Source organism: Psychrobacter aestuarii (assembly GCF_904846035.1).
Classification (GTDB): Bacteria; Pseudomonadota; Gammaproteobacteria; order Pseudomonadales; family Moraxellaceae; genus Psychrobacter; species Psychrobacter aestuarii.
The window spans coordinates 1,580,700-1,596,464 of record NZ_CAJGYT010000001.1; the positions used below are offsets into that span (position 1 = coordinate 1,580,700).

Below are 15,765 nucleotides of genomic sequence, written 5' to 3' on the forward strand. Positions count from 1 at the left end.
GCAAACAATAGACAGTAGGTGATAATCAATGGCAGATAAGACCGTCAAAGAACTGGCAGATATGGTAGGCAAAACCCCAACCGCTGTACGACAGCAGTTGGTGGATGCTGGACTGCCTGCTCGTGGGGAGGATGACTCAGTCACCGAACTTGAGCAAGAAAAATTGGTGGCGTATTTAAAGCAAAGTCACGGTCAGCAAGAAAAGCGCCGTATTAGCCTAAAATCTAAGACCACAAGCACCGCGCGTGTGACTGGCTCTTCAGGCAAATCTAAGAGCGTGAACGTCGAAGTACGCAAGAAAAAAGTATTTGAAAAGCCAGATCCAGAACAGTTGGCACAAGAGATGGCGGCACGTGAACAGGCCAAAGTCGAAGAACAAAACCGTGCGGCAAAAGAAGCCGTTGAGCGTGCTGAAGCCAAGAAAAAGGCAGAAGAGCGTCAAGCAGCGACCCTAGCTGCCATGCGTGCAAGCCTAGGCTCAAGCAAAAGCTCAGACGACAACAACGAGAAAAGTGCGACCTCAACCTCATCGGTTGTGGTGAAAAAAGGCAGCAAATCGGTTGTTGAAGTCAAAGGTAAAGAAAAAGACAAAGAGAAGAAAAAAGCGGTCGTCACCAAGCCAAAAGTTGAAACCGCAGCTGAACGTAAAGCACGTGAGGCCCGTGAGAAAGAAGAAGAGCGTCTGCGTCAAATCGAAGCAGAAACGCGCCGCGCCCAAGCGGAAGAAGCGCAAAAGCGTACGCTTGAGCAAATGCGTAAAATGGCAGGTAAATATACCGACCGCGAGCCAACTACTGAAGTACGTAAAGATGAACCGCTTGCCGAAGGTTTGGTGGGTGAAGCGCTTGAAGAGTCGTTTGAAAAAGAACGCCGTGAAATCAAGCGTGGCGCCAACAGCACCACCACACGTGGTCGTCGCCGTAAAAACCAAGAAGAGCGTGAGATTAAAAACCGTAAGCACGGTCTACGCTCAAGCCAAGCGCAGCAGCACAAGTTTGAAAAACCTGTTGAAAAAATCGTCTATGACGTTGAGATTAGCGAACAAATCGTTGTTTCAGATTTGGCACAACGTATGGCGGTCAAAGCCCGTGAAGTCATCAAGCTGCTTATGAAAATGGGCGAGATTGCGCGTGAGTCAGACACCATTGACCAAACCACAGCCAGCCTAATCGTTGAAGAGATGGGTCATAACCCTGTACTTATCAGCGACAACAAGGTCGAAAACGATCTGCATGATGCCGTCGATGAGCGCAGCAGCAACGTCCAAGCACGTCCGCCTGTTGTTACCATCATGGGTCACGTTGACCATGGTAAAACCTCACTGCTCGATAAAATCCGTGAAACCAAAGTGGCGAACGGCGAAGCAGGTGGCATTACCCAGCATATCGGTGCCTACCATGTTGAGACTGAGCGCGGTGTTATTACTTTCCTAGACACCCCAGGTCACGCCGCATTTAGTGCCATGCGTTCACGCGGTGCTCAGGCGACCGATATCGTGGTCTTGGTTGTGGCAGCCGATGACGGCATGATGCCCCAAACCGAAGAAGCCATCGACCATGCCCGCGCTGCAGGTACGCCGCTTATCGTTGCCATCAACAAGATGGACAAGCCAGGTGCGGACCCTGATCGCGTCTTGAACGAGTTGACCACCAAAGAAGTCGTTTCAGAAGACTGGGGTGGCGACACGCCAATGGCACGTATCTCAGCCAAAACGGGTGAGGGTATCGATGAGTTGCTAGAATACATCAGCTTGCAAGCAGAGCTAATGGAGCTAGAAGCCCCATTAGACGGCGCAGCGCAAGGTGTGGTCATCGAATCGAAGCTAGAAAAAGGTCGCGGTGCGGTTGTTAGTGTATTGGTCAAAAAAGGTACGCTAAAGCAAGGCGATTTGGTCTTGGCAGGCGAGCACTACGGTAAAGTACGTGCCATGACGGATGAAAACGGTAAACGTATTCAGTCGGCAAGTCCTTCGATTCCTGTAGAGATTTTAGGTCTACCAGAAACACCAGCAGCGGGTAGTGAATTCTTAGTCGTTACTGACGAGAAAAAAGCCCGTGAAGTGGCAGACTTTAGAACCAACCGCGAGCGTGAGCGTCAGCTTGAGCGTCAGAACAAGATGCGTCTTGAGAGCATGTTCGAGCAGATGGGTCAAGGCGATGTGTCTATCTTGAACATCATCCTCAAGACCGATGTGCGCGGCTCACTAGAAGCGCTATTGTCTGCTCTAGAAGAGCTGTCAACTGACGAAGTAAAAGTACGCGTCATCAGCTCAGGTGTTGGTCCGATTTCTGAATCGGATGTGACACTCGCAGAGTCTAGCGAAGCGGTACTGTTAGGCTTTAACGTCCGTGCTGACAGCACTGCGCGCCGCAAAGCGGATAGCGCTGGTATCGACATTCGCTACTACAGCGTCATCTATGGTTTGATTGATGATGTAAAAGCGGCAATGAGCGGTATGCTAGCGCCTGAACATCGTGAAAAAATCTTGGGTGTGGCGGATGTACGTGAAGTGTTCCGTTCAAGCAAGTTCGGTGCGGCTGCAGGTTGTATGGTGGTTGAAGGTACCATTTACCGCAACAAGCCAATTCGTGTACTGCGTGATGACAAGGTTATCTTTACTGGTCAGTTGCAATCATTGCGTCGTTACAAAGAAGACGTCAACGAAGTGCGTACTGGTATGGAATGTGGTCTTGCGGTTAAAGGCTATGACGTCGAAGCAGGCGATAAGATTGAAGTCTTTGAGATTCAAGAAGTCGAACGTACTATCTAATAGCGCGTTACGGCACACAAAAAGGTCTAACAGGGTTTCCTGCTAGACCTTTTTTGTACGATTTATCACAAAGGCGCATCACAGCACCCCTCCGATGCGCTTTTGATATCCCCTATAATGGATATAACCGCAGTCATGACTGATTTGCCATGACACCTATCAAAAATAATGTGTATAAATAGGATTGCCTTATGAACCAACGTTTACAGCGCTTGGCTGACCAAATTCAGCGCGAGCTTGCCGTACTTATTCGTGACGAAGTTAACGACCCTCGCTTGACGGGTTTTGTGACCATCTCTAGTGTCAAAGTCAGCCCTGATTTGGGTTATGCTGACGTGTACGTCACCATCATGGAGCCTGAAATGAATGACGCCATGACCAAAACCAGTCATGAGCAAAGTCTGCAAGTGCTCAATAAAGCGGCGGGTTTTTTACGTACCGAGCTGAGCCACAGCCTAAAAACCCGTACCACACCGCGTCTGCGCTTTCATTATGATGAAGTCACTGCACGCGGCAACTACATGATGGACTTGATCAATAAAGCCGTGACCAAAACTGAGCAAAACGAAGTAGAAGAGTAACGCGGTATGAGTGTGACAGCATCAGCATCCCAAGAGAAACAAAAGGTTTCAGGTGTCCTTTTGATTGACAAGCCTATCGGCATGACCTCGCAGCAAGTGGTCTCCAAGGTCAAGTATCTGTTTCAATCTGCGCAGCACAACAGTAAAAAAGCAGGACACACAGGTACGCTTGACCCGATGGCGACAGGACTGTTGCCTGTCTGTCTTGGCGAGGCGACCAAATTCAGCCACTATCAGCTGGACGCGGACAAAGCCTACATTGCCACCGTGCAGCTGGGCAGCCAAACCGACACAGGTGATGCCGATGGGCAAGTTATTGCCACCCATGCTGTCCCCAAAATCACAGAGGCCATGCGCCAAGCCATCACGACACAGTTTTTGGGCGCGCAGCAGCAAACGCCGCCCATGTATTCTGCGCTCAAAAAAGATGGCAAAAAACTGTATGAATACGCGCGTGAAGGCATCGAGATTGACCGTCCTGCGCGCCATATCGACATTAAAGCGTTACGCATCACGCAAACGGCGGATGACGTACTACAGCTGACCGTGACGTGCAGCAAAGGCACTTATATCCGCGTGTTGGGCGAAGACATCGCGCAGGCATTGGGAACTGTGGGTCATTTAACCGCGCTCAGACGTACCCAAGTCGGCGCGTTTGTGATTGATGATGCCATCAGTCTTGCGGAGTTAGAGGCAGCGCCGCTAGACACACGCTTTAGCCACCTACTGCCGCTTGATGCTTGTATTGAGATGGACAGGCAGCTGACCTTGAGCGAGGCAGAAAGCCTGCGCTTGCAGCAAGGACAGCGCCTGAATGTGTATCCGCTTATGGGTAATGGTCTCAAAAGTGAATTGGCAGCACTCTCTTCAAACGATGATACTGAGCCAACACTGGATATTAAGCTGATCAATGAGGCAGGTGAGTTCATCGGTTTGGGCATGATTGCAGCGTCTGGGCGCTTACAACCCAAAAAGATGATACAGCGCTAACTGAATACGCGCACAACTTACTATCACATTACATTAATCACATACCGATACATTTTATTGCAGGTTTCGCCTATGGTGGAGCCTGCTTTTTTTATATACTAAGAATCACTGGCTAGGACGGCTGGTTATTTTTATAAATAATAACTAACAATAAATAATATTAAGATAATAAGTAAAAAAGGATATAACGACTATTTATAAGAAGAACACAACGATAAATAATAATTGTGTCGAAATATAAAAGTCAGAAAAATAATAAGTAATTTATAAATATAAGAAGTTATAATAATTAAGTGCAAAAAATTATTTATAAAAATATAAATGAGATAACTAAAATAAAATATAATCAAAAATTAAGAAGTATTGAAAAAATTATAAAAAAATAAGAAGTATGTAACTATAAATTATAATATCGATAAGTAAAACGAGTCACTAATTATAAGTCATTTACATTTATAACCGTTAACACAGGATTGTCTATGAAAACCATCGCTTTTTTACTGCACAGCAACTTTGAGCAGGCAGAATATGAAGAAGTCAACAATAAGTTGAAAGCCAAAGGCTACAATACGCTTCTTATCACCACCAACGATGAAAAAGAAGTACAAGCCATGAAGCAAGATGTCGATAAAGGCGACACCTTTACAGCCGATATCTTTGCAAAAGAAGCCAAGCCTGAAGATTATGATGCGCTGGTATTGCCAGGTGGTACGGTTAACGCAGATACTATCCGTGGCAATCAGGAAGCGCACACCATTATCAACGCTATTAATGATTCAGGCAAAGTATTGGCCGCTATTTGTCATGCCCCTTGGACACTTATCAATACAGGTATTGCCAAAGGTAAAACGCTGACTGCTTTTAATACGCTACAGCTTGATTTAGAAAATGCAGGCGCGACCTTTGTGGATAAGACTGTACAAGTAGACGGCAACCTCATTACTTCACGTAATCCTGACGATATTGACAATTTCGTTGATGCGATTGATAAGGCATTAGCTGCTTAATAATCGTATAACATTACAAGTTAATAAATGCCAAAAGAAAACTCATAAAACAACGAAAAGGACAACATCATGACACAGCCAAATCCAAACAATACTGAATTTGAACAGCAAAAATCAGATTCGCAAGTTGCTTCACTAAAAAATCAAGCAGAAGGTAACTACAACGAAGATAGCGAAGCTGCGGCAGAAAATATTGCCAACAATGTAGAAAACGCCAAAGACTAGTTATAGATACCCAAACGTATGAATAACTATCGATGCAGTATTGAAAAGGATGATATCCATTTTTGATACTGCATTTTTTTATGCCTTTTTATTGACAGTCAAGGAGTGAGTGTGATGAGTATAGACAAACAAACGATGGATGCCGAAGAGCGCAAAATTGAGCAGCTTGCCAAGGATATCAATCCAAGCGAAGACATCACCCCAGACAGTGAGGCGGAAATGACGACCGCACTGCTCGATGATGACGCGCTTGGCGGCACAGCAAGTGAAAAAGACAAAGATGCGAAAGCAGCAGATACGAAGGACTGACCGCACTGTGCTAAATAGTGAGTTCTATTGACAAAATTTACTGTCAGTGGGGCAGTTTTTTGCTATACTGTCCCGCAGTCATAAAGACACGTATGCGCCACTAGGAACACTCTAGTAATGCAGGGTTATCCTGAATGGTGCGTGATTTTTTTTATTGTTGTGTGATGCCCAATATGTCATTTTGGCACACACAGCCTTAGCATTGCCGGAGAAAGATATGCTAACCAATACTGACCGTGAACAAATCATTGCTCAATACCAGCGCGGCGAAAACGACACAGGTTCTCCTGAAGTTCAAGTGGCTCTACTAAGCGCACGTATCAACGATTTGCAAGACCACTTTAAAGCACACAAAGCGGATCACCACAGCCGCCGTGGTCTAATCCGTATGGTTAACCAACGTCGTAAACTGCTTGACTACCTAAAAGGTAAAGATCTTGGCCGCTACACCACGGTTATCAGCCAGTTGGGTCTACGTCGTTAATAGTGTGATAGCGATACTGATAGCGACCAAGATGCGGTCCGTGTGCTATTGATAGCGGTCGATGATCGATTGGTAGTAGAAAAACGAACGATTGGTGAGTATCAGTAACGCCATCAACAATAAAAAACGGTGTGGAGTTATTTCACGCCGTTTTTTTATGGCTACTGTCTTGTATCGGCAGCTGTCATAACCACTTGTATTATTGTACATTGAGATGGGTTCGGCGTATTCGTAGCACATTGGTCAAGACGGACAAATCTCTGTAAAATAATGTGCGTTTGGCATAGGCTGACCGCACGCCGAAGGCAGAAGCGCTGACCTTGATATCGAGCGTGTGTTATCGTGCCACAGTAATCTGTTTTATAACCGCCGCGCAAAGGCTTTGGCAGCACTGTTGCTGCGGTGATGTGAAGAAAAATGCCCATGGTGAGTGCTCACCATGAAACAGGCGGCTTGTGCCTGATACCAGCGGCGATACGCGGTATAAAGACAGGTACGCTTGGGTACAGTACGCATGAGCGCACACCATGATACGAGGTCGCGACAGATACCAATATTACGACCCTCGTACTGTCAGCAGTAATGTAGACGCTGATGGGGCAACAACAAAACAAAGACTGCCAACATATTTTTAACGATAAGTATCTGCATCGATTGCTGCCGATACCTATTTCGTCATTCAACATTAGGAAATTTATATGACAACATCAAGCATGTTCAACACCATTAAGCGTGAATTTCAATATGGTAATCAACAAGTCGTCCTAGAGACTGGTCGTGTTGCGCGTCAAGCCAACTCTGTCATGGTCCACATGGGCGGTGTATCGGTACTGGTCGCAGCGGTAGTAAAAGCAGATGCCAAAGAAGGTCAAAACTTCTTTCCATTGACCGTGAACTATCAAGAAAAAATGTACGCTGCGGGTAAAATCCCAGGTGGCTACGGCAAGCGTGAAGGTCGTGCGAGCGAATTTGAAACCCTAACCTCACGTCTGATTGACCGTCCTATCCGTCCGCTATTCCCAGAAGGCTATGTCAACGAAATCCAAATCACCGCAACAGTCGTGTCATCAGACAAGACCCAGCACGCAGACATCGCCGCGATGATCGGTGCATCAGCGGCACTTGCCATTTCAGACGCGCCATTTAACGGTCCTATCGCCGGCGCACGCGTTGGCTTTATCGATGGCGAATACGTGCTAAACCCAACCCTTGAGCAGCTAGAAACCAGCGACCTTGACCTTGTGGTTGCGGGTACCAAATCAGCGGTATTGATGGTCGAATCAGAAGCAGCAGAGCTGTCAGAAGACCAAATGTTAGGCGCTGTTTTGTACGGTCACGAGCAGCAACAAATCGTCATCGACAACATCGTATCACTCGCTGAAGAAGTGGGCACACAAAAGCAAGAATTCACCGCCCCTGCTGCCAATGCAGAGCTTGAGTCTGCCGTAAAAGCGCAGTTCGGCGACAAAATCGCTGAAGCTTACACCATCACTGAAAAGCAAGAGCGTTACGCTGCCCTTGATGAGATCAAGCAAGCCATCATTGAGAGCCTAGCGGGTGATGCTGAAGCGGACGACTACAGTGACAAAGTGTCTGAGCTAAAAGACATCTATGAAGAGCAAAAATATCGCACCGTACGTGACAACATCCTATCAGGTAAGCCACGTATCGACGGTCGTGACCTAGAGACCGTGCGTGCGCTAGACGTACAGGTTGGCGTATTGCCATACACGCACGGTTCTGCGCTATTCACGCGCGGTGAGACACAGGCACTGGTCACCACCACACTAGGCAACAGCCGTGATGTGAACATGATTGACTCATTGGCAGGCACGATTCGTGACCATTTCATGCTGCATTACAACTTCCCGCATTACTCAGTGGGTGAGACGGGTCGTGAAGGCGCGCCAAAGCGTCGTGAAATCGGTCATGGTCGCCTAGCACGCCGCGGTGTACAAGCGATGCTACCAGACAGCGAACGCTTCCCATACGTCATCCGTGTGGTATCAGAAATTACTGAATCAAACGGCTCATCATCAATGGCGTCAGTCTGTGGTGCGAGCCTTGCCTTGATGGACGCAGGTGTACCCTTAAAAGCGCCAGTAGCGGGCATCGCCATGGGTCTGGTCAAAGAAGGCGAGCGATTTGCCGTATTGTCAGACATCTTGGGTGACGAAGATCACCTAGGCGACATGGACTTTAAAGTCGCGGGTTCAAAAGACGGTATCACTGCACTACAGATGGATATCAAAATCGAAGGCATCACGCCTGACATCATGGAGCAGGCGCTCAACCAAGCGCACGCAGGTCGTATCCACATCCTAAACGCGATGAACGAAGTACTGCCAGCGAGCCGTACTGAAATCAACGCGCATGCACCGAACTACGCTGTGATTGAAATCAATCCTGAAAAAATCCGTGACGTGATTGGTAAAGGCGGCGCGACCATCCGTCAGTTGACCGAAGAAACGGGCGCGGTTATCGACATCGATGACGCAGGCACCATTCGTATCTTTGGTGAAAACAAAGCCGCGACCAAAGCCGCTATCCAGCAAATCGAAGCCTTGACCGCTGAAGTCGAAGTGGGCAAAACGTACGAAGGTACGGTTGCGCGTATCGTTGACTTTGGTGCGTTTGTTACTTTGTTGCCAAACACAGATGGTCTGGTACACATCTCACAAATCGCTGAAGAGCGCGTTGAGAACGTGTCTGACTACCTAAAAGAAGGTCAAACCGTAAAAGTATTGGTACAAGACGTGGACAACCGCGGTCGTATCAAACTGACCATGAAAGGCATTGAGCAAGCATAATTTGCTGCATTACCTTTACAATAAAAAAGCCGCGCATTAGATTGCGCGGCTTTTTTTTGTGCATGAAAAATAAAAGCGAGTTATAAAAAATAATTATAAAAACTGTCTCCGCCAATTAGGCAGACAGCGTTGGCAAACGCGGCAGGTGTATGTCAATGCGCAAACGCGGCACGTCTTTTAATTCATCAAATAGCGCCAATACAGCAGTATCGGACGCACTCAGTGCCGTATCTTCCATTTCGCTAGCAGCGTTTTCAATAGCATCAGCAGCGATAACACTGTCATTAGAACATAGAGACAATAACGGACGTGCAAAAATAGCGATACGCCGTACGCCATCGTAACGAATCAGCTTAGTTAATTGCTGTTTTAAATCCATCAGCGCCGCGTTTAACCACACCATTTTTGGGTCGTGATAGGGGTGACGAGCGATGGTCAGATTGGCGATATATTGCGGCTGGTTGCCATTGCTACTCGCGCCCAATCCCGCGTGCTCGCGCTGGCGCTTATGCATCAAGCAGCTGCCTGTCGTCAGCCAAGACTCAAGACAGGCGCGGCGATACTGACGATAATTGTCCGCATACAGCGTTTGCGTACGCATCAAAATAGGGTCAAGTAAAATACCTGCGGTATTCACGGGCAATACCAGCACTTGAGCGCGCGTGTTCAAAATCGGGGCGCGGGTCACGCTAAGTATTGCCATTGATTTTCCTTTAAGACGATGCGTGCTGCGGTGTCCATGCAGCGCAGGTTTTAGGGCTTAAACTGCACGATGCCTTGCGTGCCTGTTTGCATGGCATCTTTAGCAAGGTTGTTTTGCTCAAGGTCTTCAGGCTTTGGGCGGCGCTCGATGTGCCCGCATTGACTGCACTCGATATATTCATCCGCCTCAGGCTCAAAGAGTTGCACCTGCACCACAGCATCCATCGCTTCACACTTTAGGCAGCGTACACCCGCCAAAAACTGGCGCTTGGGTCGGCTCGATTGATAACGCATTACACCACCTCAGCGGTCGGCGTGGTGTCAGGCTCAGCACTGTCAAAGCCGCTGTGACGCAGTAGCGCATCAATGGTGGCGCTGCGCCCACGGAAGTTTTCAAAGTTGGTCTTGGCAGGCAAGCTGCCACCGACCGATAACACGGTATCGCGGAAAGCTTTGCCCGTCACCGCATTAAAAATCCCTTCTTCTTCAAAACGGCTAAAGGCATCGGCGGACAACAGCTCTGCCCATTTATACGAATAATAACCCGCCGCGTAGCCACCTGCGAAAATATGGCTAAAGCCATTGGCAAAGCGGTTATCGCTTGGAGTGTCCATGATGGCAATCTCATTGCGCACGCCTTGTAGTGTTGCCAAAATACCTCTGTAATCAGGCGCAGGGGTCTGCGCATGAATGCGCATATCAAAGAGGGCAAACTCAATCTGGCGCAAGGTCTGCATGCCGCTTTGGAAGTTTTTTGCGGCAAGCAGCGCGTCTAATTTATCGGTTGGCAGTGGCTCGCCTGAATCAATATGACCGCTGATTAGCGCGATGCCGTCCGCATGCCATGCCCAGTTTTCCATAAATTGGCTCGGCAGCTCGACCGCGTCCCACTCAACGCCATTGACGCCCGCGACATCGCCGACGGTGACTTGGGTCAATAAGTGATGCAGACCGTGCCCAAACTCATGGAACAAGGTCAACACCTCATCATGGGTCAGTAGGCTGGGCTTGCCATCGATAGCAGGGGTAAAATTACCGACCATAAAGCAGACGGGCAGCTGTGTGTAGTCCGCCGCTTGGTTGTGGTAGCGCGCCTGAAAGCCGTTCATCCACGCGCCGCCGCGCTTGCCACTGCGCGCAAACAAGTCAAAATAAAAGCCGCCGACCAGCGTATCATCAGCATCTAGCAATTGATAAAAACGCACGTCAGGATGCCATACCGAGGCGCTGTCGGTCGCGTCAATCACGCGGATGCCGTACAAGCGCTGAACGATGGCAAACAAGCCATCAATCACGGTGCTGACAGGGAAATACGGACGGATTTCTTCTTGCGATAGGCTAAAGGCTTGCTGCTTGACCTTTTCGGCAAAGTATCCGCTGTCCCACGGCTGCAAATCAGTGACGCCGTGCTCTGCTGCGCATTGACTGATTTGCGCCAAGTCTTTTTTGGCGGCGGGGGTCGCTTCGGTGGCAAGCGAAGTCAAAAAGTCGCTGACCTCATCCACACGCTCTGCCATCTTGGTCGATAGGGACAGCTCGGCATAATTGTCAAAACCAAGCAGCTGTGCCTTTTGCTCACGCAAGGCTAAAATCTCTTGCATGCTATCGGCGTTGTTTAACGACTCGCCCTTATCATTGGTGTGCGTGTCAAATTCTGAAGCGCGGGTCACGTACGCATGGTACAGCGCTTGACGCAGGTCGCGGTCATCAGCGTAGGTCATCACTGCCAGATAGCTGGGGATATTGAGCGTTGCCACATAATAGGGCGTAGGCAGCGCGTCAATGTCCGCGTCATTCATCTCGCCTGATTCGCGCAGCTTTGCTTTGTGCTGCTCGCCCGCTTCTGCAAGCAGTGCGCGTCCGCTCTCGGTCATGCCAGCAAGCTTGTCTTCTGCTAAGGGCAGGGCATAGTCTTGGGTTGCGTCCAAGATATTGTCCGAGAATTTGGCAGACAATGCCGCAAGTTTGCTTTGAATCTCGGCAAACTGGGCTTGCTTGTCTTTTGGCAATGCTACGCCTGACAGCTCAAAGCTTTGCATCGCAAGGGTAATAGCGCGAGCACGGTCAGTTGGCAGGGCATTAAAGAAGTCGGGGTCATTGACCACCGCTTGATAACGGGCAAATAGCGGCTGATGCTGACCGACACGTGTGCCATACGCCGCCACTTCTGGCAACAGTGCATGATGCGCCTCACGAATGTCCTTGTCACTCATCACGCTGTTCAGATGCGAGACCAAGCCCCAGCTTCTATCGAGTGCCAAATTGACTTGTTCAAAATCAACAATATCGGCAAGCGCCGTCTCGGTATCGGCAGGCGCTGCGCTCAGCGCGTCCAAAAAGGTCTGTGCCTCAGTCAATGCCGCCGTGACCTGTTCGCTCAGTGCGGCAGGCGTGGTGGTGGCAAAATCAACGAGGTGTAACTCAGAAGCAAGGGTCATAAACACATCCCATGTCGTTATAAAAATAAAGAGAAATATGGCGTAAAAATAGGGCACAGCAGGGCACAAATTCAATCCGCGCGCCGCGTGCGTACCCTATCCATGATGGGTGCTGAATTGGCAAAATACAAGGTATCAAAAAAGTGTTTGGACATCAGTACACACCAGCAGCAGGTATATAGAGCACTGATACGGCGGGCACTGCTGCATAACGAGATACGGATACATCCACGTCTATCAGAAAATAAAACCACTTACAAAGCGTCACCATTTGCTTGCAAAGTCACCATATAGCCGATGCGGTGAAGTTGCTAGCATCATAAGGATAGGTCGCTGTATTTGTCTGCGGTCATCCCGCAACCAACAACGCGTGCTATTAATAACGTTCCTGATAGCACATTCCTGATAGCGGTCTGCAGCGACGTCTGAAGATAATAACTTACATTAAGGAAAATAATTATGAAAGCGACGCTCAAAAGTTTACGTGAAACCAAAGCCAACCCTGCGGTCAGTGTGTTCGTCAAGACGCATCGCAATCACCCCGCCAATGAAACCGACCCCATTGCCCTAAAAAACCAGCTCAAAGTGGTCGAAGAGCGTCTGACCCAAGAGTATGACAAGCAAACCGCAAGTACCATATTGGACAACATCCACACCAAAACCAATGAGCTGAATCATAATTACAACCTTGACACCTTAGCGATTTTTGCCAGTACCGATGATGTGCAAATCATCCGTATGCCGCTCGATACCAAAGAGCGCGTGGTCATCTCAAACAGCTTTGCGACCCGTGATTTGGTGCGCGACATGGCAAGCGCAGTGCATTATTACGCGGTGGTATTGACCCAGCACAAAGCGCGCTTGATTGAAGCGGCGAATGACCGCGTGGTGGCTGAGTTCCAAAAAGATTCTGACGCTCAAAACCATATGGAAAATATTCCGTTCCCGATTGAAAACAACAATCCGTACATGACAGGCGATGGCAGCGCTGACCGCTCATCAAGCAATGAAAGCAGCTATCTCAAAGAATACTTTAACCAAGTCGATAAGAGCGTCCAAGAGCTGTGGGGCGAGCACAAAATGCCGCTGGTCATCATCGGTGATACCAAAAATATCGGCTACTATAAAGAAGTGTGTGACCGTCCTGACAACATCATTGCCACCGTCTCAAACGTCACACAGCTCGAAGAGGGCAGCGCCCAGCACATTATTGATGGCGTGCAAACGGCGATTGAAGACTATCGCAGCTCACTGCATCAGGCCGCACTCGGCGAGATTGACAAAGCGCGCGGCGCCAATATGGTCGTCACCGACCTTCAAGAAGTCTACCGCGCTGCCTATCAAGGCATCGGTGAGCGTCTGTATGTGCGTCGTGGCTACATGCAGCCTGCAATGATTGATGAAGAAGCGCAAACGCTAAAAGTCGTGGATGATGCCAGCGAAAAAGGCGTCACTGACGATGCGGTCGGCGATATCATTGAACACGTCATGCACAATGGCGGCGATGTGGTCTTTATGCCTGCTGACATCATGGACGCTGACCAGCCGATTGCACTGGTGACCCGCTACTAAAACACGCATCGCGACGCATAGCACGAGCACAAGGCGCATGGGTTTTGGTAAGCCGATGCGCCCTTATCGTTTTTAGCCCCTTTTTTACAATAAAAAGTACCGTACCTGCACGATAATCAAAACAATAACCTAGGACAACCCTCATGATACTTCCCAACAACGTCATCGGTCACCATATAAAAAGTCTGCAAGCCACCACCAGTACCTTACTGCGTGGTGGGCGCGGCAACATGGGCACGCCTGAGCCCATCATGCCTGAAAAAATGCTGGTACTCTATGAGCACGAAGCCTGCCCCTATTCGCGCCGTGTGCGTGAGGTGATGACGCACCTCAATCTTGATTATGAAAGCCGTCCAAGCCCGCACAAAGGGCATGTCTATCGTGACGAGTTGAAAGCGCGCGCGGGTAAGGCGCAAGTGCCGTTTTTGATTGATGACAATACTGAGGATCAGATTTTGGACTCACAGGCCATCATTGACCATCTGTTTGCCAACTACTCCAAAAATGGCGTGACTCCAGAGCGTTATCAAGCGCCTAATGGTGACAAGGCGACCGTGATTAATAAAGCGGCAAGCGTGGTCTCTATGATGCGCGGCGTCAAAGCGGTACATCCTGACAAAAACCAAGCCCGTGGTCGTCCTGATGAGCCGCTGCATCTGTATGGCTTTGAAGCCAGTCCGTTTTGTCGCCTCGTGCGCGAAAAGCTGAGTGAGCTTGAAGTGGGCTTTATCAGTCACAGTGTCGCGCGTGAGCAGATTGAGGACATTGGTGCATTCGGGATGCGTTTGGGACTGGGCAAATACAAGCCCATCAAAGGCGGCAAGCGTGAGCACGTCATGCAAGAGGTGATGCACGGCAAATTGCAGTTTCCTTATCTGATTGATCCCAATACCGATACCCAGATGTTTGAGTCCAAAGACATCCTTGATTATTTGGAAAAAACGTACGGTTAACGGGTGTATGCTATGCTCCAGCAGTAATATGTGTTTATTTTTATTTGAATGGCGTCCTTTATGAGCAAAAATACCTTTGTATTGACCAGTTATAACATCCACAAAGGCATGTCATTGTTTAACCGGCAGGTCAAAATGCAAGGCATCGCCGAGGCGCTCGAGTCGGTCGGGTCAGATGTCTTGTGCTTGCAAGAGGTGCAAGGGCAAAATCTCAAGCGCACCATGCAATACAACGAATACCCCGAGCAGTCGCAGCACGAATGGTTCGGCGAGTATCTACAGCTCGAAAACAGCTATGGCAAAAACTGCGAATACGACCACGGGCATCACGGCAATGCGGTGCTCAGTCGTTTTCCGTTAGACCCCAAGCACAATGTGAACATCACCGTAAATCGGCTTGAGCAGCGCGGCGTCTTGCATTGTGAAGTGCAGCCTGTGGGCTGGTCGCGTCCGCTGGTGGTGTTGTGCGCGCATTTAAACCTGTTTGAGCGCGACCGTATCAAACAATACCAAGCCATCAGCGACTATGTGCGCCATGAGATTGCTGCCGATCAGCCTTTGGTGCTGGCAGGTGATTTTAACGATTGGAAAAAGCTGTCTTGTGACAAGCTGGCAAGTGACCTTGGTATGACAGAAGCTTTTAAAGTCTGTCATGGCAAGCTGGAGCCGACCTTCCCCGCCAAGCTGCCCGTATTGAGTCTCGACCGCATCTACGTGCGTAACCTATCGGTCAAACGCGCATGGGTACACAGCGGCAAGCCGTGGTCAGACCTCTCCGACCATCTGCCCATCAGTGCAGAGCTGAGCTTATTGTGATAGGGTTTGGTAACGCTTTTTTATTACCGTGATTTTGTATGATTCAAAGACGCGGCTTTTATTAAAAGGCAGATGCTATCTAATTAAAAAGGCGTCAATAGCCTACGA

At 48.9% G+C, this 15,765-nt stretch carries 15 protein-coding genes; 11 read left to right on the forward strand and 4 right to left on the reverse strand.

The window, feature by feature from the left end:
• Nucleotides 1–28: 28 nt before the first annotated feature.
• The 7 genes from infB (at nucleotide 29) to rpsO (ending at nucleotide 6,366) form a co-directional block, all read left to right on the forward strand.
• A complete protein-coding gene (gene infB, locus JMW05_RS06655; RefSeq protein WP_201504544.1) occupies nucleotides 29–2,770 on the forward strand; it encodes a translation initiation factor IF-2 in 2,742 nt (913 codons plus the stop codon).
• A gap of 191 nt (nucleotides 2,771–2,961) precedes the next feature.
• On the forward strand, nucleotides 2,962–3,351 hold the full coding sequence (locus JMW05_RS06660) for a ribosome-binding factor A (RefSeq protein ID WP_201504545.1): 390 nt from the start codon (nucleotides 2,962–2,964) through the stop codon (nucleotides 3,349–3,351).
• A 6-nt stretch (nucleotides 3,352–3,357) separates the two neighbouring features.
• On the forward strand, nucleotides 3,358–4,341 hold the full coding sequence (truB, locus tag JMW05_RS06665; protein ID WP_201504546.1) for a tRNA pseudouridine(55) synthase TruB: 984 nt from the start codon (nucleotides 3,358–3,360) through the stop codon (nucleotides 4,339–4,341).
• A gap of 479 nt (nucleotides 4,342–4,820) precedes the next feature.
• The gene (locus JMW05_RS06670) at nucleotides 4,821–5,348 is read left to right on the forward strand and encodes a type 1 glutamine amidotransferase domain-containing protein (RefSeq protein ID WP_201504547.1); all 528 of its coding nucleotides are present in this window, start codon (nucleotides 4,821–4,823) and stop codon (nucleotides 5,346–5,348) included.
• A gap of 69 nt (nucleotides 5,349–5,417) precedes the next feature.
• Entirely contained in the window at nucleotides 5,418–5,573 is a 156-nt protein-coding gene (locus tag JMW05_RS06675) for a hypothetical protein (RefSeq protein ID WP_201504548.1), read from the forward strand.
• A gap of 114 nt (nucleotides 5,574–5,687) precedes the next feature.
• A complete protein-coding gene (locus tag JMW05_RS06680) occupies nucleotides 5,688–5,882 on the forward strand; it encodes a hypothetical protein (RefSeq protein ID WP_201504549.1) in 195 nt (64 codons plus the stop codon).
• A 217-nt stretch (nucleotides 5,883–6,099) separates the two neighbouring features.
• On the forward strand, nucleotides 6,100–6,366 hold the full coding sequence (gene rpsO / locus JMW05_RS06685) for a 30S ribosomal protein S15 (protein WP_201504550.1): 267 nt from the start codon (nucleotides 6,100–6,102) through the stop codon (nucleotides 6,364–6,366).
• A gap of 360 nt (nucleotides 6,367–6,726) precedes the next feature.
• Here rpsO and JMW05_RS06690 read toward each other — a convergent pair whose 3' ends face one another.
• Nucleotides 6,727–6,882 carry a hypothetical protein gene (locus JMW05_RS06690; protein ID WP_201504551.1) on the reverse strand — a complete coding sequence of 52 codons (156 nt, stop codon included), beginning with the start codon at nucleotides 6,880–6,882 and terminating at the stop codon, nucleotides 6,727–6,729.
• Between the two features lie 197 nt (nucleotides 6,883–7,079).
• On the opposite strand from JMW05_RS06690, the gene pnp reads away from it, so the two are divergent.
• Nucleotides 7,080–9,176 (forward strand): polyribonucleotide nucleotidyltransferase, encoded by a 2,097-nt coding sequence (pnp, locus tag JMW05_RS06695; RefSeq protein ID WP_201505556.1) that lies wholly within the window; start codon nucleotides 7,080–7,082, stop codon nucleotides 9,174–9,176.
• Between the two features lie 115 nt (nucleotides 9,177–9,291).
• Here the strand turns inward: pnp and JMW05_RS06700 are convergent, their stop codons facing one another.
• The 3 genes from JMW05_RS06700 to JMW05_RS06710 are packed head-to-tail and all read right to left on the reverse strand — an operon-like array spanning nucleotide 9,292 to nucleotide 12,316.
• The gene (locus tag JMW05_RS06700) at nucleotides 9,292–9,879 is read right to left on the reverse strand and encodes a macro domain-containing protein (RefSeq protein ID WP_201504552.1); all 588 of its coding nucleotides are present in this window, start codon (nucleotides 9,877–9,879) and stop codon (nucleotides 9,292–9,294) included.
• A gap of 50 nt (nucleotides 9,880–9,929) precedes the next feature.
• Nucleotides 9,930–10,172, reverse strand: coding sequence for a YheV family putative metal-binding protein (locus JMW05_RS06705; RefSeq protein ID WP_201504553.1), 243 nt, complete (start codon nucleotides 10,170–10,172; stop codon nucleotides 9,930–9,932).
• Nucleotides 10,172–12,316, reverse strand: coding sequence for a M3 family metallopeptidase (locus tag JMW05_RS06710; RefSeq protein ID WP_201504554.1), 2,145 nt, complete (start codon nucleotides 12,314–12,316; stop codon nucleotides 10,172–10,174). The genes JMW05_RS06705 and JMW05_RS06710 overlap by 1 nt, the downstream gene beginning before the upstream one ends.
• A gap of 459 nt (nucleotides 12,317–12,775) precedes the next feature.
• Here JMW05_RS06710 and JMW05_RS06715 point away from each other — a divergent pair, with 459 nt between their 5' ends.
• The 3 genes from JMW05_RS06715 (at nucleotide 12,776) to JMW05_RS06725 (ending at nucleotide 15,657) form a co-directional block, all read left to right on the forward strand.
• Nucleotides 12,776–13,888 (forward strand): AOC03_06830 family ribosome hibernation factor, encoded by a 1,113-nt coding sequence (locus tag JMW05_RS06715; protein ID WP_201504555.1) that lies wholly within the window; start codon nucleotides 12,776–12,778, stop codon nucleotides 13,886–13,888.
• A gap of 143 nt (nucleotides 13,889–14,031) precedes the next feature.
• Nucleotides 14,032–14,841, forward strand: a complete 810-nt coding sequence (locus JMW05_RS06720; RefSeq protein WP_201504556.1) for a glutathione S-transferase N-terminal domain-containing protein — start codon at nucleotides 14,032–14,034, stop codon at nucleotides 14,839–14,841.
• A gap of 60 nt (nucleotides 14,842–14,901) precedes the next feature.
• On the forward strand, nucleotides 14,902–15,657 hold the full coding sequence (locus JMW05_RS06725) for an endonuclease/exonuclease/phosphatase family protein (RefSeq protein WP_201504557.1): 756 nt from the start codon (nucleotides 14,902–14,904) through the stop codon (nucleotides 15,655–15,657).
• Nucleotides 15,658–15,765: the final 108 nt, after the last annotated feature.